This is a genomic window from Ensifer sp. Root142 (assembly GCF_001426785.1).
GTDB classification, from domain to species: Bacteria; Pseudomonadota; Alphaproteobacteria; order Rhizobiales; family Rhizobiaceae; genus Ensifer; species Ensifer canadensis.
Genome location: NZ_LMFK01000006.1, coordinates 56,505 through 78,148, shown reverse-complemented (window position 1 = coordinate 78,148; position 21,644 = coordinate 56,505). Strand labels below are relative to the sequence as shown.

At 61.8% G+C, this 21,644-nt stretch carries 19 protein-coding genes; 15 read left to right on the top strand and 4 right to left on the bottom strand.

Annotation, left to right across the window (positions count from 1 at the left end):
• The first annotated feature begins 11 nt into the window (after nt 1–11).
• Together ASD52_RS09320 and ASD52_RS09315 are read left to right on the top strand one after the other, a co-directional pair.
• Nucleotides 12–965, top strand: coding sequence for a ring-cleaving dioxygenase (locus ASD52_RS09320; RefSeq protein WP_057216142.1), 954 nt, complete (start codon nt 12–14; stop codon nt 963–965).
• 122 nt (nt 966–1,087) lie between these two features.
• The gene (locus tag ASD52_RS09315; protein ID WP_057224005.1) at nt 1,088–1,651 is read left to right on the top strand and encodes an NADPH-dependent FMN reductase; all 564 of its coding nucleotides are present in this window, start codon (nt 1,088–1,090) and stop codon (nt 1,649–1,651) included.
• 248 nt (nt 1,652–1,899) lie between these two features.
• Here the strand turns inward: ASD52_RS09315 and ASD52_RS09310 are convergent, their stop codons facing one another.
• The gene (locus ASD52_RS09310) at nt 1,900–3,456 is read right to left on the bottom strand and encodes a VOC family protein (protein WP_025428158.1); all 1,557 of its coding nucleotides are present in this window, start codon (nt 3,454–3,456) and stop codon (nt 1,900–1,902) included.
• Nucleotides 3,457–3,551: 95 nt separating this feature from the next.
• Nucleotides 3,552–4,409 (bottom strand): SDR family NAD(P)-dependent oxidoreductase, encoded by an 858-nt coding sequence (locus ASD52_RS09305; RefSeq protein ID WP_025428157.1) that lies wholly within the window; start codon nt 4,407–4,409, stop codon nt 3,552–3,554.
• 212 nt (nt 4,410–4,621) lie between these two features.
• Here ASD52_RS09305 and ASD52_RS09300 point away from each other — a divergent pair, with 212 nt between their 5' ends.
• Entirely contained in the window at nt 4,622–5,377 is a 756-nt protein-coding gene (locus ASD52_RS09300) for a Crp/Fnr family transcriptional regulator (RefSeq protein WP_025428156.1), read from the top strand.
• A 71-nt stretch (nt 5,378–5,448) separates the two neighbouring features.
• Here the strand turns inward: ASD52_RS09300 and ASD52_RS09295 are convergent, their stop codons facing one another.
• Nucleotides 5,449–5,961, bottom strand: a complete 513-nt coding sequence (locus ASD52_RS09295) for a DNA starvation/stationary phase protection protein (RefSeq protein ID WP_025428155.1) — start codon at nt 5,959–5,961, stop codon at nt 5,449–5,451.
• A gap of 271 nt (nt 5,962–6,232) precedes the next feature.
• On the opposite strand from ASD52_RS09295, the gene ASD52_RS09290 reads away from it, so the two are divergent.
• Nucleotides 6,233–6,610, top strand: coding sequence for a response regulator (locus ASD52_RS09290; RefSeq protein ID WP_025428154.1), 378 nt, complete (start codon nt 6,233–6,235; stop codon nt 6,608–6,610).
• 163 nt (nt 6,611–6,773) lie between these two features.
• Here the strand turns inward: ASD52_RS09290 and cysQ are convergent, their stop codons facing one another.
• Nucleotides 6,774–7,550, bottom strand: a complete 777-nt coding sequence (gene cysQ / locus ASD52_RS09285) for a 3'(2'),5'-bisphosphate nucleotidase CysQ (RefSeq protein WP_025428153.1) — start codon at nt 7,548–7,550, stop codon at nt 6,774–6,776.
• A gap of 228 nt (nt 7,551–7,778) precedes the next feature.
• On the opposite strand from cysQ, the gene ASD52_RS09280 reads away from it, so the two are divergent.
• The 11 genes from ASD52_RS09280 to ASD52_RS09230 all read left to right on the top strand — a co-directional run bounded on the left by ASD52_RS09280 (nt 7,779) and on the right by ASD52_RS09230 (nt 21,476).
• Nucleotides 7,779–9,029 (top strand): sarcosine oxidase subunit beta family protein, encoded by a 1,251-nt coding sequence (locus ASD52_RS09280; RefSeq protein WP_025428152.1) that lies wholly within the window; start codon nt 7,779–7,781, stop codon nt 9,027–9,029.
• 183 nt (nt 9,030–9,212) lie between these two features.
• Nucleotides 9,213–9,491: a sarcosine oxidase subunit delta gene (locus tag ASD52_RS09275; protein WP_025428151.1), complete on the top strand. Its 279-nt coding sequence runs from the start codon at nt 9,213–9,215 to the stop codon at nt 9,489–9,491.
• Entirely contained in the window at nt 9,488–12,445 is a 2,958-nt protein-coding gene (locus tag ASD52_RS09270; RefSeq protein WP_057224003.1) for a sarcosine oxidase subunit alpha family protein, read from the top strand. Before ASD52_RS09275 ends, ASD52_RS09270 begins: the two co-directional genes overlap by 4 nt.
• A gap of 10 nt (nt 12,446–12,455) precedes the next feature.
• On the top strand, nt 12,456–13,010 hold the full coding sequence (locus ASD52_RS09265) for a sarcosine oxidase subunit gamma family protein (protein ID WP_025428149.1): 555 nt from the start codon (nt 12,456–12,458) through the stop codon (nt 13,008–13,010).
• 243 nt (nt 13,011–13,253) lie between these two features.
• On the top strand, nt 13,254–15,680 hold the full coding sequence (locus ASD52_RS09260; RefSeq protein ID WP_057216132.1) for an FAD-dependent oxidoreductase: 2,427 nt from the start codon (nt 13,254–13,256) through the stop codon (nt 15,678–15,680).
• A gap of 291 nt (nt 15,681–15,971) precedes the next feature.
• Nucleotides 15,972–16,874, top strand: a complete 903-nt coding sequence (locus ASD52_RS09255; protein ID WP_057206532.1) for a branched-chain amino acid ABC transporter permease — start codon at nt 15,972–15,974, stop codon at nt 16,872–16,874.
• 4 nt (nt 16,875–16,878) lie between these two features.
• Nucleotides 16,879–18,264 (top strand): high-affinity branched-chain amino acid ABC transporter permease LivM, encoded by a 1,386-nt coding sequence (gene livM, locus ASD52_RS09250; RefSeq protein WP_025428146.1) that lies wholly within the window; start codon nt 16,879–16,881, stop codon nt 18,262–18,264.
• Nucleotides 18,264–19,151 carry an ABC transporter ATP-binding protein gene (locus ASD52_RS09245; protein WP_057224001.1) on the top strand — a complete coding sequence of 296 codons (888 nt, stop codon included), beginning with the start codon at nt 18,264–18,266 and terminating at the stop codon, nt 19,149–19,151. The genes livM and ASD52_RS09245 overlap by 1 nt, the downstream gene beginning before the upstream one ends.
• The gene (locus tag ASD52_RS09240; RefSeq protein WP_057223999.1) at nt 19,148–19,873 is read left to right on the top strand and encodes an ABC transporter ATP-binding protein; all 726 of its coding nucleotides are present in this window, start codon (nt 19,148–19,150) and stop codon (nt 19,871–19,873) included. Before ASD52_RS09245 ends, ASD52_RS09240 begins: the two co-directional genes overlap by 4 nt.
• A 24-nt stretch (nt 19,874–19,897) precedes the next feature.
• Complete coding sequence (locus ASD52_RS09235) at nt 19,898–20,242, top strand: DUF6867 family protein (protein ID WP_025428143.1); 345 nt, start codon at nt 19,898–19,900, stop codon at nt 20,240–20,242.
• A 115-nt stretch (nt 20,243–20,357) separates the two neighbouring features.
• Nucleotides 20,358–21,476 carry a branched-chain amino acid ABC transporter substrate-binding protein gene (locus ASD52_RS09230; protein ID WP_025428142.1) on the top strand — a complete coding sequence of 373 codons (1,119 nt, stop codon included), beginning with the start codon at nt 20,358–20,360 and terminating at the stop codon, nt 21,474–21,476.
• Nucleotides 21,477–21,644: the final 168 nt, after the last annotated feature.

Sequence of the window (21,644 nt, the reverse complement as noted above, 5' to 3'; positions counted from 1 at the left end):
TGGAGGCAATCATGAGTTTGCAACTGACGGGTATTCACCATCTGACGGCAATCACGGCGAACGCGCCGGAGAACCTGCACTTCTACACCAAGGTTCTCGGGCTGCGCCTGGTCAAGAAAACCGTCAACCAGGACGATACAACCGCCTATCACCTGTTTTACGCCGACGGCAAAGCGAGCCCGGGAACGGACCTGACCTTCTTCGACTGGCCGGTCGGACGCGAAGGCCGCGGCACGCACAGCATCTCGCGCACCGGCCTGCGGGTCGGCAGTGCCGATAGTGTTCGCTGGTGGAAGGGTCGCCTCGACGAGATGAAGGTGACCGCCGGCGATGTGCGCGAAATCGACGGCCGCATCTCTCTCGACTTCGAAGACGGCGAAGGCCAGCGTTTCCGGTTGATCGACGACGGCGGACTTTCACCCTCGCACCCCTGGGAAAAGAGCCCGGTTCCGGCCGAGCACCAGATCAAGGGCCTTGGGGCCATCACCATCAGCGTGCCTGATATCACCAACACCGAGCTGGTGCTGACGCAGGTGATGAACATGACCGAGGCAAGACGCTATCCGTCGCCGGATGGCGAGGGCCAGGTGCATGTGTTCTCGATGGGCGAAGGTGGTCCCGCAGCCGAACTGCATGTGGCCGTTCAGCCCGGCCTGCCGCCCGCCCGCCAGGGTGCCGGCGCGGTGCATCACGTCGCCTTCCGGGCGCCGGATACAGATGCGCTGACGGCGTGGACGGAGCGCCTGCAGGGCTTCCGCCTGCCGTCGAGCGGTGAGGTCGAACGCTACTATTTCCGCTCGCTCTATTTCCGCGAGCCGAACGGCGTGCTGTTCGAGATCGCCACCGACGGGCCGGGGTTTGCCGTCGACGAACCGATGGAAACGCTTGGCGAAAGCCTGTCGCTGCCGCCGTTCCTGGAGCCGAAGCGGGCCCAGATCGAGGCACGGCTGAAGCCGCTGGAATAACGATCAAAAGCAGAAAGCCGGGGCTCGTCCCCGGCTTTTTCGGTTTTACATCCCCCTGATCCCATTGGCTTTCCCGTCGCATCGACCCATGATGGCGGCAACAAGCAGCAAAGGGTCAGATCATGGTGAAAATCCTCGGCATTTCAGGAAGCCTCAGGAAGGCGTCGTTCAACACAGGCCTGATGAAGGCTGCCGCGTCAGCCTCGCCCGATGGTGTCGAATTCGGAACCGCGACGCTGCATGGCATTCCGCTCTATGACGACGATGTCGAGGCCAGGGACGGCATCCCCGAGGCCGTTACCGCGCTGAAACAGAAGATCATGGCAGCCGACGGCGTGATCCTGTTCACACCCGAATACAACAATTCGATGCCGGGGGTTTTCAAGAACGCGATCGATTGGTTGAGCCGGCCATCGGCCGATATCGCCAAGGTGTTTCGTGGGCGACATTTTGCGCTCGCAGGTGCGTCGCCGGGCAATTTCGGCACGATCCTCAGCCAAAACGCCTGGCTGCCGGTCATGCGTACGCTCGGCGCCGAGCTGTGGTCGGGCAAGCGGCTGATGCTGCCGCGCGCGGAAAGCCTGTTCGATCAGGACGGGCTGCTGACGGACACGGACGCGAGCGACCGTCTGCGCGCCTTCGTCAAGGCTTTCGCAGACTTTGCTGCGGCAAAGAGTGGGAATTAAGGGCTTCAGTCCTGAGGGGACACTTGTCTAGCCTCCCACGAGGTGGCGAAAGACCGAATTTTGTCATCCTCTGGCTTGACCCGAGGATCCATCTGCGCGCGCACCGTCGGTGCAACGTGGCTCAAAGCCTTGAGGCCGTGGATGCTCGGGTCAAGCCTGATGCTCGGGTCAAGCCCGAGCATGACGGAGAGAATGGAGGGTGCGCCTGCTACGCTGCCAACGCGAACTCTTCCTTCGTCCGCGAGCCCTCAGACGCTGTTTTCTGTCAGCCATTGCTGGATGGCAGCGATATCGGGAGCGCCGATTTCATGCCCCATGTCGAGATCGATGGCCGTGAGCCTGGCGCCGGTCTTCTCCAGCTCAGTTTTGAGGCGCGGCGCAAACTGGCCGTAGCCGTCGCTCTTGCCCGTCAAAAGCAGGATGTTCGTGCCGGCGAGATCGGGCGTCGGCATATCGTCGAGAACCACCATCGAGCGCATCAACACCACCTGCCGGATCAGGCCTGGATGCAAGGTCATCAGCGCGCCCAGCAGGTTGGCGCCGTTGGAATAGCCGATGAAAACGGCCTTTGAGAGATCGATACCGTAGCCATCGCGCGCGCCTTCAAGAAAGGCCGCAAAGGCGTCGGCCTCCGAGCGCGCATCCCTCTGGTCGAAGGTGGTCGAGGAATAGCGCCGGAACCAGCGCGGCGAGCCTTCTTCGGTGGAGCGACCGCGAACGCCGAGCAGCGTGGCGTCGTGATCCACCTGATGGGCGAGGTGCAGAAGCTGCGTCTCGTTGCCGCCGCTGCCGTGCAGGAGCACGAAGGTGCGGTCGTCGGGCGTCTCCGGATGATAGAAGCGATGAACGAAGGGCAGGTCCCGCTCCGCCAGGCGCGGCTCCCCCGGCAGCGCGAACTGCGGCAAGCTGACCAGCGTTTCCGCAGTGCGGTCGGCAAAATGGGCGGGGATGAACAGCTCCGTGCCGAGCGTCTCCTTCGGCTCGTCGACGGTGAAGCCGGGCTTGTCGGTTGCAAACTCGTAGAGCGAGCCGCCGGGTTCGCGGACATAAAGCGAATAGAAGTATTTGCGGTCGTGGGCGTTGATGACGCCGGCATCGTCACGTTTGAGGTCGTCGCGGACCTTCAGAACGGTTTCCTTGTCCGGGGCGCGAAAGGCGATATGGTCGATCGTGCCGGTGCCGGGTGCCGATGTCCAGAAACCGGTGGCGTCGCGCACGTCGATGATGTCGCCCGATTGCGAGGTGAAGCGGCGGATCGTGTCGGTGGCGCCGGTTTCGCTATAGCCGAAGTGCTCCGCGAGAAAACGGGCGGAGTCGGCCGGCTGCTCCGTCAGGATCGTCGCTCCGCGCAGGCGCCGGATCGCGTCTGCCTGGGGAATGTCGCGCGTGCTCCATGGTGCCGCTGCCGAAAGCGCATTGGTTCCCACGAGCTTGACGATGACGCCGTCGGGATCCTTGAGCCGCAGCACCGGTTCGCCGAATTCCTGGGCAGGACCGGAAATCTTGATGTTGTACTGGAGCGCCCGCGTCAGCCAGAAGCCGATGCTTTCCGGCGCGATGGCAAAGGCGATCTCGCTTGGCTGGCCGTGGCCAACGCGGCCGGGTGCGCCGTCCTCCCACATCAGGAAGGTCACAAGCGAGCCGGGGGAGCCCTCAGCGTCGCCGTAGAAGAGATGGAGCTGGGTGGCATCCTCGTAGCCGCCGGTTCGCTTTACCAGGCGCAGGCCGAGGAAGCCGACGTAGAAATCGACGTTCGCTTGCACCTTGCGAGCAATCAGCGTGATGTGGTGGATGCCGCTCGTCATTTTTCGTCTCCCGAGATGATGCGCTCACAAACCACATGCGGATCGCTGGCGCCAGAACCGCGGCGGAGAACGCTGTGTTCACGTGGGCGGAAAAGTCAGCTCCGCTCCTTGGCGAGGAAGGCCTTGAAGGCGTCGGCATAATCCGGGTGCCAGCGCGACAGCGGCGGCCGGTTCTCGACGATGTCGCCGGCTGCCCACAGAATACGTTTCTCGTCAGTCGACCGGATCACGTCGTTGTCCGGGCAGAGGATGTAGAAGTCGCCGCGCTCAAGGCTTTCCATCATGAAGTCTACTGTCTGATCCGGCGTCCAGGCGCCTTCCGGTTTTTCCGTGCGGCCACTTGCGGTCAGCGACGTGTAGACGAAGCCGGGGATGAGCAGATGGGCGTGGACCTGGCCGCCGGCGATGTTGCGCAATTCATGTTCCAGCGCCTCGGTGAACGCCTTCACGCCGGCTTTTGAAACATTGTAGGCGGGGTCGCCGGGAGGCGTGGTGATGCCCTGCTTCGAGCCGGTGTTGATGATGACGCCCGGCTGGCCATGGGCGGTCATGTGCGAGGCGAAGACGCGTGAACCGTTGATGACGCCCCAGAGATTGACGGCGAGTACCGCCTCCCAGTTTGCCTGCGGGCCGAATATCGCGCTGCCGGGCTGAATGCCGGCATTGTTCATCAGCACATGGACTGGCCCGAAGCGCGCGCGGGCGTCGCGCTCCAGCGCTTCGATCTCTTCAAGGCGAGAAACGTCCGCCGGGATGGCTGCAACATAGTCCGTGCCCTGCGACGACAACTCTGCGACCTCGGCTGCAGCTCGCGTCAGGCGCTCGCCGTCGAGATCGGCGAGTACGACACGCATGCCGAGCCGCGCGAAACGGCGGGCGCTGGCAAGGCCGATGCCGGAAGCGGCGCCGGTGACGACGGCAAGGTGATCGGGGGCAAAGGCGGGGTGAGACATGGCGGAAGCTCCAGCGGTCAGGATCGAACGCAAGAGATAGGGCGCAAGGAGGCGCCTGTCCATCACTGTGGTCCGTTGCGCCTAGCGTTGAAGCGCCTGAAATCTATCCGTTTTCAGCACGCCAAACCTTGTCACCCCGACCGGGCACACTAGTTCCGATAAGAACCATCGGTAGCCAGAGTGGCCTGCCGCAACAGGTATCGGATGGATTGATGGCAGGAACGGCAACCCGCAACGACAAACGCATCCCATGCGAAAGCTGTCCCTTGCGCAAGCTCGATCATTTCCGGGCATTCACCGCGGACGAGCTGGCCTTCGTCTCACAGTTCAAGACAGGGGAACTCGCAGTCGACGGCGGGGCGACGATCCTGGTGGAAGGCGCACACAGCGCCTATCTCTTTACCGTGCTGAGCGGTTGGGGATTTCGCTACAAGATGCTCGACGACGGGCGCCGGCAGATCCTCAACTACATCATGCCCGGCGATCTCGTTGGACTACAGGGCAGCCTCATGGGGGAGATGCAGCATTCGATCGAGGCCCTCTCGCCTGTCACGCTCTGCGTCTTCGAACGCGGCAAGCTCAATCGGCTCTATAGCAGCTATCCTGATCTCGCCTATGACCTGACCTGGATCGCCGCGCGCGAAGAGCGCATCCTCGACGAGAACCTCTTGAGCATCGGCCGCCGGTCGGCGCTGGAACGTGCCGCCTATCTCATCGCCTTTCTCTATCAGCGTGCCAAGGCGTTGGACCTCTTCAACGGCAGCCGCGTGGCGATCCCGATTACGCAGCAGCACGTGGCCGATACGCTCGGCCTCTCGATCGTCCATACCAACAAGACACTGAAGAAGCTGGCCGAGCGTGGCATGATCCGCTGGGCGGACAAGGGCTGCAACGTTCGCGATATCGACGGCCTGCTGACGATCGCCGGCTGGGAAGGTTTCAGCGAGGCCAAGCGGCCGCTGATCTGACGCTTCGGTCTGGACTGATATGCAAGAAGCCCCGCCGGACGGCGGGGCTCGGTGACACCGTTCATCGGTCGTCAGGCGGCGACGATCGCTCTCAACATCCACAGCGCCTTCTCATGGAAATTGAGCCGGTCGGTCAGCATGTCCGTCGTCACCAGGTCGCCGTTGTCGTCGGCCTTGGTGCCGGCGTCGCGCATGCGTCGGGCCGCAGCCTCGTGGTCGGCAATGAGGTCGGCGACCATCTCGGCGGCGGTCGTGTGGTTCACCGAGGCGCTGGTCGGCGCAAACTGATTGGCCTCGCCAAGCTTTGCCGGCGCCAGGTGCCCCAGCGCGCGGATGCGCTCGGCGATGATGTCGGTGGCCTTGAACAGTGTGTTGTAGTGTTCCTCGGTCAGTTCATGCAGCGGCTTGAACAGCGGACCGACGACATTCCAGTGATAGATGTGGCTCTTGATGACAAGCTTGTACGTGTCGGCGAGAATGTCGGAGAGCGCGGCCGCCATCTGCTGGCGATAGGCCTTCTTCAGCCCGATGTCGAATTCCTCGTCCTTGACCTTCGGTTTCAGCACGGAGGCTGCCTGTGCCATGATCTTTCTCCAATCCGTTTCGGAAATTCATCCTGAGTATCGAGACGCGGCCGCGAATGCAGCTTTCAGCCGGCGATGCGCCGCTTCCTATTGAACGCCCCCCAGCGCGCCTTGTTCCTTCGCTGGCGCGGGTAGAGATGCGACAAAATCGCTGGGGGTGCCCGACATGTCTTTTTTAAATGCCGGGTGGGTTCGCGGGGTCTATAGATCAAGGTTGAATGCGGCGACCGCTTCTGCGGCCGGCGCATGGTTCTCGCGAAAGGTGGACCGAATGCCAACGATCGAGATTCCACCGTCGATCAGAACAGTGCTCGTTCTGGAAGACAATTTCATCATCGCGATGGATGCCGAAGAAATCCTGAAATCGATGGGTATCAGCGATGTCCAGATCGCCGCCAACGCCGATCAGGCGATGAAGCTGATTGCCGCCCAGTCGTTCGATTTCATCATCCTCGACGTCAATCTCGAGGATGAGACCAGCTTTGCGGTAGCGGATGCGATCCTCGCCCGCGGCTTGTGTTTCGGCTTTACCAGCGGCTACGGCGACGCGGAGATCTTCCCGGCGCATCTGCGGGGTATCCCAAGGATCGACAAGCCATTCAACGAGAGTTCGATCGGCAACCTGATCGCCACGGCCACCAGGCGGTGAGGCGGCTAGAGCCGTAGCCTCGGTCTCTTAATCTCGCCGGGTTCTGCATCAAGCCACCGGCTGAGAGCGGCGGTGGCGATGGTGAAATGACATCGCGTGGCGGCGAGGCGTTACCGGTCTCACGTCCATATCGTAATGACGCTCGTTCTGGCCGATTCCGGCCTCAGGTCTTGCCGCGGGAGACGAACCAGGGATTGGCAAAATCGCTGTCGCTCGTCTGATTGCGTTTGCCATAGGTGAGCGGCGTGCCTTCCATCGTCAGCGTCTCGCCGCCGGCCGCGCGCAGGATGGCATCGCCGGCGGCCGTGTCCCACTCCATCGTACGGCTGAAGCGCGGGTAGACGTCGGCAAGGCCGTCGGCCAGCAGGCAGAACTTGAGCGAGGAGCCGACGGCCTCGTAGTCGGTGATCCCATGTTCGGCGAGATAGGCAACGGTCTCGGCACTGTTGTGCGAGCGGCTCGCAAGCGCCACCAGCCGATCGCCGCGACTGCGACAGCCGATCACGGTTTCAGGTCCGACGTGAAAGGCTTCGGAGACCACTGCTTTCAGTGCCTTGCCGCCGGCGGCGGCGTAGAGGATGCCGAGTGCCGGAGCGTAGACGACGCCGGCAACTGGCGCGCCGTTTTCGATCAACGCGATGTTGACGGTGAAGTCGTTGTGGCGGCCGATGAATTCCTTGGTGCCGTCGAGCGGGTCGACGAGAAAGAATGACTTGCCTGAGATGTCGGGGATGGAGCCGGCCGCGACCGATTCCTCAGCCACGACGGGAATGTCAGGAAAGGCGGCGGCAAGATCGGCCAGGATGATGCGCTCCGCACACGCGTCGGCGTCCGTCACGGGCGAACAGTCGGGCTTGTAGGTCACTGCCGGGCCGGCGTTGTAGATGTCGAGGATGGCGCGCCCGGCGGCGATCGCGGATTTTTGCAGAATGTCGAGCATTGCCTGTCGTCTTTCGGGCCTTTGTCGGGCCATACCACACTCAACGACAGAAGTTGCCCATAGTTTTAGACGGTTCCTACGAAATGTCGTGTCGCAGGCGCCGGTTACGCGAGTTTTCGTGCCTTGCGGCAAATGGCCGGCTTGATTTTTGCAGCTGCGAGAAGCTTGCATCTTTGCTCCTCGCGCCGGCTGTGCAAATGTGCCGACGCAACTGAACTGGATGACTTCATGCGTTATTCCGCATACTCGATCGTCAGGAACGCCCTTTCCGGAAACCTGAACTGGAAACCGCAATGGCGACAGCCTCAGCCGAAATCCCATTATGACGTAATCATTGTCGGTGGCGGCGGCCATGGTCTTGCGACCGCCTACTATCTCGCCAAGGAATTCGGCGTGAAGAACGTCGCGGTGCTCGAAAAGGGCTATCTCGGATCGGGCAATGTCGGCCGCAACACCACGATCGTGCGCTCCAATTACATGCTGCCCGGCAACGAACCCTTCTACGAATTCTCGATGAAGCTCTGGGAAGGGCTTGAGCAGGACCTGAACTACAACGTCATGCTCTCCCAGCGCGGCGTCATCATGCTTTACCACAGCGACGCCCAGCGCGACGCCTATGTCAGGCGCGGCAACGCGATGTGGATGGAAGGGGTTGCGGCCGAGTTGATCGAGCGCGAACAACTGAAGAAGATGATCCCCTTCCTCAATTATGATCATGCGCGCTACCCGATCCTCGGGGGCCTCCTGCAGCGGCGCGCGGGCACCGCCCGCCATGACGCCGTCGCCTGGGGTTATGCGCGCGGGGCGGACCAGCACGGCGTCGACATCATCGAGCATTGCGAGGTGACCGGCATTCGCCGCGAGAATGGCGTCGTCACCGGGGTGGAAACGTCAAAGGGCTTCATCGGTTGCGGCAAGCTGGCGCTGGCAGCGGCCGGCAACTCCTCGCGCGTCGGCGAGATGGCCGACCTGAAGCTGCCGCTCGAAAGCCACGTGCTGCAGGCCTTCGTGACCGAGGGGCTGAAGCCGTGCATCGATCACGTGATCGTCTATGGCGGCGGACACTTCTATATCTCGCAGTCGGACAAGGGCGGACTGGTCTTCGGCGCCGAGATCGACGGTTACTCCTCCTATGCCCAGCGCGGTAATCTAGCGACGGCCGAACATGTGATGGAGGAGGGGGTGTCGATGATCCCCGGCCTGTCGCGCGTCCGGGTGCTGCGCGCCTGGGGCGGTGTCATGGACATGAGCATGGATGGATCGCCGATCATCGACCGCACCTCGATCGACAACCTCTACCTCAATTGCGGTTGGTGCTACGGCGGCTTCAAGGCGACGCCGGCCTCGGGCTACTGTTTCGCGCATCTCATCGCCAGGAACGACACCCACCCGGTGGCGCGCGCCCTGCGGCTCGATCGTTTCGCGCGGGGCTATGCGGTCGACGAGGCAGGGGCCGGGCCGCAGCCCAATCTTCACTAGAGCACCGCTTTCAAGTGGAATCACTGAAAGCGGATAAGATGCTCTAGAATCAAAGTGCTAGAGCGTCCTTTGTGCGTTCATCTGAACGCACGGCGCTCTAGATCGGCGCGAGCCGGATGACGACCATCCGGCTGACCAGGAATATTGAGGGAGCTGTGTTGAGGCTCCAGGATACGGAAGACAATGGCAAGCCTGATCACCTGTCCCCATTGCGGGGTCCGCCCGAAGGAAGAGTTCGCAATCCGTGGCGATGCGTCGGTCATTCGGCCGGCGCCTTCAGCCTCGGATGAAGCCTGGCATGACTATGTCTATGTGCGCGCCAACCCACGCGGCCGAACGGTAGAACATTGGCATCATGTTGCCGGCTGTCGCCGGTTCCTGGTTGTCGAACGCGACACGGTCACCCATGAGGTCTATTCGGCTGTCGACGGTGCGGCCGCGGCGCGTGAGGCGCAGCGATGACCGCTTATCGCCTGTCCGCCGGCGGTCTTGTCGATCGCAGCAAAGTGCTGAGCTTCACCTTCGACGGCAACCCGCTGCGCGGCTTTGCCGGCGATACGCTTGCCTCTGCCTTGCTTGCCAACGACCAGATGCTGGTCGGCCGCAGCTTCAAGTACCACCGGCCGCGCGGCATCGTCAGTGCCGGGCCGTCGGAGCCGAACGCGCTCGTGACCCTTGGTTCGGGCGCCCGCAGCGATCCGAATACCAAGGCGACGGTCGCCGAGCTCTATGCCGGCTTGACGGCGAAGAGCCAGAACCGCTGGCCATCGCTCGGGTTCGATGTCTGCGCGGTCAACGGCCTGCTTTCGCCGTTTCTCGGCGCCGGCTTCTACTACAAGACCTTCATGTGGCCCCGCCAGCTCTGGGAAAAGCTTTATGAGCCGGTGATCCGGCGGGCCGCCGGTCTCGGGCGGGCGGTGCTGGAACGCGACCCCGAGAGCTATGAAAAATCCTGGGCCTTCTGCGATTTGCTCGTCGTCGGCGGCGGACCGGCGGGTCTGATGGCCGCCTTGACGGCCGGTCGCGCCGGGCTTCGCGTTATCCTGGCGGATGAGGATTTTCGCCTCGGCGGATCGCTGCTGTCGGAAACCGAAACGGTTGACGGTGCGTCGGCGCCCGCGTTTGCAGATCGTGCCGTCGCTGAACTGAAGTCACTCGAAAACGTCACGCTTCTGCCGCGCACCACGGTCTTCGGCTGGTATGACGACAATGTCTTCGGTGCGGTCGAGCGCGTGCAGAAACATGTGGCCGAGCCATCGACCAAGCTGCCGACCGAACGCGTGTGGCGCATTGCCGCCAAGCGCGCTCTGCTGGCGACCGGCGCTGAAGAGCGGCCGCTGGTGTTTGGCGGCAATGATCGCCCCGGCGTGATGATGGCCGGCGCCGTTTCGACCTACGCTAAGCGTTATGGCGTTTCTGCCGGCAAGTCGGTTGCAATCTTCACCAGCGGCAGCAGCGGCTATCGCACGGCTCGCGACCTGTCGGCGAAGGGCGTTGCGGTTTCGACTATCATCGACAGCCGACCGGAGACCAACGATGTCGCACCCGATGGCGTGCGGGTGATCCGCTCCGGCTCGATCGTCGACACCAGGGGCAGGAGGCGGCTGTCGGGCATCGTCGTCGAGCGCTCGGGCTTTGAGGAACTGATCGCCTGCGATGCGCTTGGCATGTCCGGTGGTTGGAGCCCGGTCATTCATCTCGCCTGCCAGCGCGGCGCTCGGCCGGTGTGGTCGGATACCCTTAAGGCATTCGCAGCACCCGATGTCGGCAATGCCCTTCGGGTCGCTGGAGCGGCCAATGGTGTCTACACGCTTGCCGGCTGCCTGCGCGACGGTGCCGAGAAGGCGACTGCGATTGCCTCAGAGCTTGGCTTCAACGCGGCCGCAGCACTGCTGCCGGTGACTGAGCCCGAGGTTGAACCTTCGTTTGCTGCTGTATGGTATGTGCCCGGCGCCAAGTCGAAGGCCTTCGTGGATTTCCAGAACGATGTGCACGCGAAGGATCTCGGTCTCGCGCTGCGCGAGGGTTTCGGCCATGTGGAGCACGCCAAACGCTATACCACCAGCGGCATGGCGACCGACCAGGGCAAGCTTTCCAATATCAATGCGGTCGGCATTCTCGCCGGCATGCGTGGGGTGAGTCCGGCCGAGGTCGGCACGACCACGTTCCGGCCGTTCTACACGCCGGTCTCCTTCGGTGCGCTGGCGGGGACATCCCGCGACAGCCACGCGACGCCGACCCGCAAGTCGCCGCTACACGAATGGGCGAAGAAGCACGGCGCGACCTTCGTCGATTCCGGCCTCTGGTTCCGCTCGGCCTGGTTCCCGCGCGCCGGCGAAAAGACCTGGCGCGAAAGCGTCGACCGCGAGGTCCTCAATGTTCGCGCCAATGTCGGGCTCTGCGATGTGTCGACGCTCGGCAAGATCGAGGTTTTCGGAGCTGACGCGGCGGAGTTTCTCAACCGGCTCTATTGCAACGCCATGCTGAAGCTGCCGGTCGGCAAGGCCCGTTACGGATTGATGCTGCGCGAGGACGGCTTCGTCTTCGACGACGGCACCGTGAGCCGGCTGGCGGAGGACCACTTCTTCGTGACGACGACCACTGCCATGGCCGGCGCGGTCATGTCCCACATCGATTATTGCGCGCAGGTGCTGTGGCCCGATCTCAAGGTCAGGTTCTGCTCGTCAAGCGATCAGTGGGCGCAGATGGCGATTGCCGGCCCGAAGGCGCGCGATGTGCTGCAGCAACTGGTCGACGAGGATATCTCGGAAACGGCTTTCCCGTTCCTGTCGGCACGCGCAACGGCGCTTCGCGGCGGCATCCACGCCCGGCTGTTCCGCATCTCATTTTCCGGCGAATTGGCCTTCGAACTTGCCGTTCCCGCCGGTTACGGTGAAGCGGTTGCCGAGCAGATCATGGAGGCCGGGCGAGCGCATGATATCTGCGCCTACGGTGTCGAGGCATTGAACGTGCTGCGGCTTGAAAAGGGGCTTCTGACTCATGCGGAATTCGACGGCCGCGTGACACCCGACGATGCCGGGCTTGGGCGCATGTTTTCGGCGCAGAAACCCGATTTTATCGGCAAACATCTGTCCGCACGCTACGGCCTGACGGCGGCAGACCGTATGCAGCTTGTCGGGCTGAGGCCGGTGGACAAGGACAAGGACATGCGTGCCGGCGCTCATCTTCTGAAAGAAGGCATGAAGCCGTCGACGCTCAACGATCAGGGCTGGGTCAGCTCCGCCGGCTATTCGCCGGTTTTGGGGCAGCACATCGCGCTTGCCTTCCTCAAGTCCGGGCGCGAGCGCTACGGCGAAAAGATCGTCGTCTGGGACAAGCTGCGCGATCACGAGGTCATCGCCGAGGTCTGCGGCCCGGCGTTCGTCGATCGCGAAAACAAGAAGCTGAAAGCCTGAGGAGGCGGTGATGGTTCGCGACTACAACAACCGCCATGCGCTCGACCAGAAGCTGCGCGGCACCCCGAAGCCCGCGAATGCGGATCACCTCGAGGTCGGCCATTGGCAGGCAATCGCGACTGTGCTCGCCCATGTCGGACTTGAAGCGGCGGTACAACGGGCGCTTTCGTCGACACCCGACCTGTCGTTGCGTTATTGCGGACCCGGCGAGTGGCTGGTGGTGTCGCAGGTCGATACGCCAGTCGGGCTCATGCGCCGTCTCGATATGCTGTGTGGCACGCAGGCGCATGTCGTCGACCAGAGCGACGGCCGCGTTCTGTTGCGCCTCTCCGGGCCGTCCGTGCGGCAGATCCTGGCCAAGGGCATCGGCGTCGATCTCCACCCTGCGGCCTTCGCACTGGGTGGCAGCACCAATGTGCTTTGCGGCCATATCGGCATCAACCTGGCGCGCACCGGCGAGAACGCATTCGAGTTGATCGTTTCGCGCAGCTTTGCCGAATCGCTCTTCGACGACCTGATGGCGATGGGCCGCGCGTTCGACCTTTCGGCCGCTTTTTCCGACTAAAATCAAATGCGGCATCGAATGCCGCATTTGGGTCGCCAACCCGCCAGCAGATGGCGGAAACGGACAAGCGTTCTTCGCAGCCACGTCTTTAACGCGGCCATCTTTCTGACTAGGCTTTGCCCTGCTCGCCGCACGCTGTTCCCGTGCCTGAACAGACCGGGTGGGCGGTAGTCGTGCCTGACCCTTTCTTCCTGAAAACTGAGCCGCGCTTCGCCCGGATGCGCGGGAAAGCGGAGTGTGCGCATGAAAAGCCATGCCAGAGTCGTCGTGATCGGTGGCGGCGTTGTCGGTTGCTCGATCCTCTACCATCTCACGAAGTTCGGCTGGACCGACGTGGTGCTGCTGGAGCGATCGGAGCTGACCTCCGGTTCGACCTGGCATGCCGCCGGTGGCATGCACACGATCAACGGCGACCCCAACGTCGCCAAGCTGCAGAAATACACCGTCGAACTCTACAAGGAGATCGAGGAATATTCCGGCCAGGACATCGGCCTGCACATGACGTCGGGCATGATGCTGGCCGCGACCAAGGAGCGTTTCGACTGGATGAAGTCGATCCTCGCCAAGGGCCGCTACATGGGGCTCGAGGCCGAGCTGCTGACGCCCAAGGAAGCGCACGACCTGATGCCGCTGCTGGATCCAGATCAGTTCGTTGGCGCGGTGTTCGACCCGGTCGAGGGCCATCTCGATCCCTATGGAACGACCCATGCCTATGCCAAGTCGGCCAAGAAGAATGGGGCCGAGATCTATCTGCACACAAAGGTCGAGGATCTCGTGCAGCGCGAGGACGGATCCTGGCGCGTCATCACCAATCAGGGCGAAATCATTGCAGAGCATGTGGTCAACGCCGCGGGCCTCTGGGCGCGCGAGGTCGGCCGCATGGTCGGGCTGGAGCTGCCCGTTCTGGCGATGGAGCATATGTATCTCATCACCGAAGATATGCCCGAGGTCATCGAGTTCAACCAGACGCGCGGCAAGGAGCTGATGCACTGTGTCGATTTCGATGGCGAGATTTACTTGCGCCAAGAGCGCAATGGCATGTTGATGGGCACCTATGAGAAAGCCTGCCGCCCCTGGTCGCCGGTGACGACACCCTGGGATTTCGGCCATGAGCTGCTGGCCGAGGACATCGACCGCATCTCGCCGGAACTCGAGGTCGGCTTCCGGCATTTCCCGGCCTTCAACAGAGCCGGCATCAAGAAGGTCATCAACGGGCCCTTCACCTTTTCGCCGGATGGAAACCCGCTGGTCGGGCCGGTGCGGGGGCTGCGCAATTTCTGGTCGGCTTGTGCCGTCATGGCCGGCTTCAGCCAGGGCGGCGGCGTCGGCCTGGCGCTTGCCAACTGGATGATAGACGGCGATCCCGGCTTCGACGTCTTTGCCATGGACGTGGCGCGTTATGGCGATTTCGCCACGCTTGCCTATACCAACGCCAAGGTGCGCGAGAACTATTCGCGCCGTTTTTCCATCCGTTATCCGAACGAGGAGCTGCCGGCCGCACGGCCGCTGCTCACGACGCCGATCTATGACCGGTTGAAGGCGGCCGGTGCCGTGTTCGGTGCTTCCTATGGCCTGGAAACGCCGCTGTGGTTTGCACCTGCCGGTGTCGAGGATCACTTCTCCTGGCGCCGCTCGACCGATTTCGACACGGTCGGCGACGAAGCCCGCGCGGTGCGCGCCGCTGTCGGGCTGATGGAAACCTCCGGCTTTGCCAAATACGAGATCAAGGGGGCGGGGGCGGAAGCCTGGCTCGATGGGATGCTCGCCTGCCGTATCCCGGCTGTGGGGCGGATGTCGCTGGCGCCGATGCTGAAAGACGATGGCAAGCTGATCGGCGACTTCACGCTCGCCAAGCTCGGTGAACAGGATTTCCTCCTCATCGGCTCCGGCATCGCCGAGGATTATCATATGCGCTGGTTCGAGGCGCACCTGCCAGAGAATGGCTCGGTCTCGATCCGTCCGTTGAAGCTGGAGCTTGTCGGGCTGTCGATCGCCGGGCCGAAGGCGCGGGACGTGCTGGCGGCGCTGACCCATCTCGACGTCGGTGATAAGGCCTTTGCGTTCATGGATATTCGCCGGATGAATCTCGGTATGGCGCCGGCGATCGTCGGTCGGGTCAGCTATACCGGTGACGTCGGCTACGAGATCTGGATGAAGCCGGAATACCAGCGCTACCTGTTCGATCTGATCCTGGAAAAGGGTGCGGCCTTCGGCATCCGGCTGTTTGGCCTTCGCGCCCTCAATGCCCTCAGGGTCGAAAAATCGTTCGGCAGCTGGTCGCGCGAGTTTCGGCCGCTCTACGGTCCGCTGGAGGCCGGCCTTGGCAGGTTTGTGGCGCTCGGTAAACCGGCGGGTTTCATCGGAAAGGCGGCGGCAATGCGCGAGAAGGCAGAAGGCGGACAGCTTCGTCTGCGCACCTTCCTGCTCGAGACGCGCGATGCCGATGTCATCGGCGACGAACCGATCTATTTCGACGGCGCGGTGCGCGGTTGGGTGACATCCGGCGGCTATGCCCACGCCAGCGGGGTGTCGGTGGCGCTTGGTTACGTGCCCAAGGAGATCGCTGATGAAGAGGCAGGCTGGGCGATCGAACTGCTCGGTGAGATCCTGCCGGCGCGGTTGCAACCCTACCCATTGTTCGACGCAAACGGTGAGCGCATGCGTGGTTGACGGGAGGCAAATCGGCGAGCTGGTCTTGTTGCTTGCCGATTCATCCACAGGCCGGATTGCACGCGGTTTTAGACTAAAGTTGACTATTCCCCAGGCGAGACGTGCATTTTTTTTGTTTTTTATGACTTCAAAAGCGTCAAATCGATTTTATAGGCGAAGATTTTGCCGCTCCCACGTTTTTTAGCTTTTCTTTTCGTTTGAAAGAGGTATGGAATCGATCAACAGAACGCTCAACAATGAGCTCAAAAAACAAGAGACCGGACCTTATGGATCTGGTCCAGGGGAAGATTGATGGAGTATTTCGTCCAGCAGCTCGTCAATGGGCTGACTCTTGGGTCTATTTATGGTATGATCGCAATTGGTTATACCATGGTCTACGGCATCATTGGCATGATCAACTTCGCCCACGGCGATATCTTCATGCTCGGCGGTTTTGCCGCTTTGATTGTCTTTCTGCTTCTCACAACATTCATGGCTGGCATACCGGTTGTACTTGCCCTGTTGCTGATGATGATCGTCGGCATGCTGACGGCGGCGCTCTGGAACTGGACCATCGAGCGGGTGGCTTACCGGCCGCTACGCGGTTCGTTCCGCCTGGCTCCGCTAATCACGGCAATCGGCATGTCGATCGCCCTGTCGAACTTCATCCAGGTGACGCAGGGACCGCGCAACAAGCCGATCCCGCCGCTCGTTTCCTCGGTTTACGAGGTGTTGGGCATCACGATCTCGCTGAAGCAGATCATCATCATCATCATCACGGCGATCCTGTTGTCCGTGTTCTGGTACATCGTCAACAAGACGCCGCTCGGGCGCGCTCAGCGCGCAACGGAACAGGACCGCAAGATGGCGGCCCTCCTGGGTGTTGACGTCGACCGTACCATCTCGGTGACCTTCATCATGGGCGCAGCGCTCGCTGCTGTCGCCGGCACCATGTACTTGATGTATTATGGTGTGGTCGTCTTCACCGACGGATTTGTTCCGGGGGTCAAGGCCTTTACTGCAGCTGTTCTTGGCGGCATCGGCTCCTTGCCGGGCGCTGTTCTCGGCGGGTTGCTGATCGGCCTCATCGAGTCCCTCTGGTCCGCTTATTTCACCATCGACTACAAGGATGTTGCGACGTTCTCCATTCTCGCAATCGTCCTGATCTTCAAGCCGTCTGGCATACTCGGACGACCGGAAGTCGAGAAGGTATAAATCAATGGCAAACATTGCTTCTACATCTGCAAGCGCCGGCAGTGATCTGACGGCGCGGGCCCTGCGCGAGGCTGTCTTCGCGGGCCTTATCTCTCTCGGCCTCTTCGTCTTGTTCGTCGGCCTGAAGAGCGACCAGAACATTCGCAACGAGCTGGTCCTCAACCAGCGCTGGGGTCTGCTTGCGATCTTCGTGATCGTCGCCGCCGTCGGCCGGTTCCTGATGGTCGCCTATATCCAGCCGGCAATGGCGCGCCGCAAGGCCGCCAAGGCCGAAGCGGAGGAGGTCGTTAGGGAAGAGAGCTTCTTCAAGCGCAATTTCTCGAAGATCGCGATCATTGCGCTCGTTCTCTATCCGCCTGTGATCGTGGCGCTCGTCGGTGCGCAGGGCTCGCTGAAGTGGGTCGACAATTTCGGCGTCCAGATCCTGATCTACGTGATGCTCGCCTGGGGCCTCAACATCGTCGTCGGCCTGGCAGGTCTGCTGGACCTCGGCTATGTCGCCTTCTACGCGGTGGGTGCCTATTCCTACGCGCTGCTGTCGACTTATTTCGGGCTCTCCTTCTGGGTTCTGCTGCCGGTTGCCGGTATTCTCTCGGCCTGCTGGGGCATGGTCCTCGGATTCCCGGTCTTGCGGCTAAGGGGTGACTACCTGGCGATCGTCACGCTCGCCTTCGGGGAAATCATACGGCTTGTCCTCATAAACTGGACCGAAGTGACCAAGGGAACGTTCGGCGTCTCCGGCATCGCCAAGGCGACCCTGTTCGGCATCAAGTTCGACGCTTCCAAGGATGGTTTTGCAGCGATGATGGGGCTCCCCATGTCGTCGGCCTACTACAAGATCTTCCTGTTCTATTTGATCCTTGGCCTTTGCATGCTGACGGCCTTCGTCACCATCCGCCTTCGCCGGATGCCGATCGGCCGCGCCTGGGAAGCGCTGCGCGAGGACGAGATCGCCTGCCGCTCGCTCGGCATCAACACGGTCACGACAAAGCTTACCGCCTTTGCAACGGGCGCCATGTTCGGCGGCATCGCAGGTTCGTTCTTCGCCGTGCGCCAGGGTTTCGTCTCGCCGGAATCCTTCGTGTTCCTCGAATCCGCGGTCATTCTGGCGATCGTTGTTCTCGGTGGCATGGGTTCGCTCACCGGTATCGCCATCGCCGCGGTGGCGATGATCGGCGGCACGGAAATCCTGCGCGAGCTTTCCTTCCTGAAGGCGATCTTCGGACCGGACTTCACGCCTGAACTCTACCGTATGCTGATCTTCGGCCTGGCGATGGTCGTCGTGATGGTCTGGAAGCCGCGCGGTTTTGTCGGCTCGCGTGAGCCGACAGCGTTCCTGCGCGAACGCAAGGCGATCTCCGGCAGCTTCACCAAGGAAGGGCATGGCTGATGGCCCTCGAGACAACGACAATGACAAAAGATCCCATTCTCTCGGTTGAGCACCTGTCGATGCGCTTCGGCGGTCTCATGGCCATCAACGACTTCTCCTTCGAAGCCTATCGCGGTGACATCACCGCGCTGATCGGCCCGAACGGAGCCGGCAAGACCACGGTGTTCAACTGCATCACCGGCTTCTACAAGCCGACGATGGGCATGATCACCATGAAGCAGAAGTCCGGTAAGGAATATCTGCTGGAACGCCTGCCGGATTTCGAGATCACCAAGCAGGCCAAGGTCGCGCGCACCTTCCAGAACATCCGGATGTTCTCCGGTCTGACGGTGCTCGAAAACCTGCTGGTCGCGCAGCACAACAAGCTGATGCAGGCGTCTGGCTATACCTTCCTCGGCCTGCTCGGTTTCCCGGCCTACCGTCAGGCTTCGAAGGAATCGATCGACCTTGCCAAGCATTGGCTGGAAAAGGCGTCGCTGGTCGATCGTGCCGACGACCCGGCCGGCGATCTGCCCTACGGCGCCCAGCGGCGGCTCGAAATCGCCCGTGCCATGTGCACCGGGCCGGAACTCCTGTGCCTCGACGAGCCGGCTGCCGGCCTCAACCCGCGTGAATCGCTGGCGCTCAACGAGCTGCTGCGGGGCATTCGTGGCGAAACCGGCACGTCGATCCTGCTGATCGAGCACGACATGTCGGTGGTCATGGAGATTTCCGACCACGTGGTCGTTTTGGAATACGGCCAGAAGATTTCCGACGGCAACCCGGATTTCGTGAAGAACGATCCGAGGGTCATTGCGGCCTATCTGGGTGTCGAGGATGAAGAGGTTGAAGAGGTGATCGAAGAAATCGAGGAAATCGAAGGCGGACAGGGAGGCTCCAAGAAATGAGTGCGCCTCTCCTGCAAGTAAAGGCCGTCGAAACCTACTACGGCAACATCCGGGCGCTGAGCGGCGTCGATGTCGAAGTGCATCGCGGTGAAATCGTCTGCCTGATCGGCGCCAACGGCGCTGGCAAGTCGACGCTGATGATGACGATCTGCGGCAGCCCGCAGGCGCGCACCGGCGCGGTCATGTTCGAAGGTGAGGAAATTACCCGCATGCCGACGCACGAGATCGCGCGTCTTCGCATCGCGCAGTCGCCGGAAGGCCGTCGCATTTTTCCGCGCATGACCGTATTCGAAAACCTGCAGATGGGCGCAAGCCTCGACAACCTCAAACATTTCAACGAGGACGCCGAGAAGGTGTTCTCGCTGTTCCCGCGACTTAAGGAGCGCCAGGCTCAACGCGGCGGTACGCTTTCGGGCGGCGAGCAGCAGATGCTGTCGATCGCCCGCGCGCTGATGGCGCGCCCGAAGCTCCTGCTGCTGGACGAGCCATCGCTCGGCCTGGCGCCGCTGATCGTTAAGGGCATCTTCGAAGCCATCAAGAAGCTGAACAAGGAAGAGGGACTGACCGTGTTCCTCGTCGAGCAGAATGCGTTCGGCGCCTTGAAGCTTTCCGACCGCGGTTACGTGATGGTCAACGGCCGCGTGACGATGAGCGGCTCGGGCAAGGAACTGCTCGCCAATCCGGAAGTCCGCGCGGCCTATCTCGAAGGCGGCCGCCATTGATGCGCCGCATCTGGAGTTTGTGACATGCAGGGTATTCTCTACGAAGAAGTGTCGGTCTGGCAGTTTCTTTTCATCACCTGTGTTCTGGGCGGCTGGACCGCGTGGAGAACGGGAAAGAGCGTCGCCGAGGGCTGGGAGGAGCTTCCGCGCCTCTTCGTCTATGTGGCGCTGCTGGGGCTTGGGATCCGCTTCGTGCACCACGCCCTGTTCGGAGGTACGATGTTCAGTCTGCATTACTATATCGTGGACACGGTCGTACTTTTGTTGTTTGCTACCGCAGGTTTCCGGTACTACCGGACCAAGCAAATGACCAATAACTACTATTGGCTCTATGAGAAGGCTTCGCCTTTCTCCTGGAAAGCCAAATAATGGGAACAGCGCGCGCCGGCCGCCGCGGCCGGTGCGAAAGAAATACCGGCGCGAATTACGGTGGGCATTGCGCAGGTTGGTAACGAGACCCGCTCGGATAATTGGGAGTAACAAAATGAAAAAGTCTCTTCTGTCGGCCGTTGCGCTGTCGGCAATGGTCGCTTTCAGCGGCACCGCATGGGCTGATATTCTCGTTGGCGTTGCTGGCCCGCTGACCGGCCCGAACGCTGCGTTCGGTGCACAGCTGCAGAAAGGTGCCGAACAGGCTGCTGCAGACATCAATGCTGCCGGCGGTATCAATGGGGAACAGATCAAGGTTGTACTCGGCGACGACGTTTCCGACGCCAAGCAGGGCGTTTCGGTCGCCAACAAGTTCGTCGCTGACGGCGTGAAGTTCGTTGTCGGCCACTTCAACTCGGGCGTGTCCATCCCGGCTTCGGAAGTCTATGCCGAAAACGGCATTCTCCAGGTAACGCCGGCTTCCACCAACCCGCAGTTCACCGAGCGCGGCCTCTGGAACACCTTCCGCACTTGCGGTCGTGACGACCAGCAGGGCGCAGTTGCCGGCGCCTTCCTTGCCGCCAACCACAAGGACGCCAAGATCGCCGTCATTCACGACAAGACCCCTTATGGTCAGGGCCTTGCCGACGAAACCAAGAAGTCGATGAACGAAGCCGGCCTCAATGAAGCCCTCTATGAAGGCATCAACACCGGCGACAAGGACTTCTCGGCCCTCATCGCCAAGATGAAGGAAGCCGGCGTCTCGATCGTCTACTACGGCGGTCTGCACACCGAAGCTGGCCTGATCATGCGCCAGATGAAGGACCAGGGCCTCAAGGCTACCCTGATGTCGGGCGACGGTATCGTTTCGAACGAACTGGCCTCGATCGCAGGCGACGCTGTTGACGGCACGCTGATGACGTTTGCTCCGGATCCGCGCAAGAACCCGGCTGCCAAGGAACTCGTCGAGAAGTTCCGCGCCGCCGGCTTCGAACCGGAAGCCTACACGCTCTACGCCTACGCTGCTCTGCAGGTTGTCGCCGAAGCTGCCAAGGCTGGCGGCACGACCGATCCGCAGGCCGTTGCCGAAGCGATCAAGGCCAAAGGCCCGTTCAAGACCGCAATTGGCGAACTCGGCTATGACGAAAAGGGCGACATCACCCGTCCGGACTACGTCATGTACACCTGGAAGAAGGGTGAAGACGGCAAGTACAGCTACTTCGAAAACGAGTAAATCTCGCTTCGAGGTTCGTTGAACCACGTCAGAACTTCGAAAGCCCGGCGAGCGATCGCCGGGCTTTTTGTTTCTGGACGGGTGTTAACGGGGATGGCGATGATTCTCGTCGGACTTCGCCTCGGCAAGGCATTGCACCGGGCCTCTTTCGTTGGGCCGCGCGGGCTG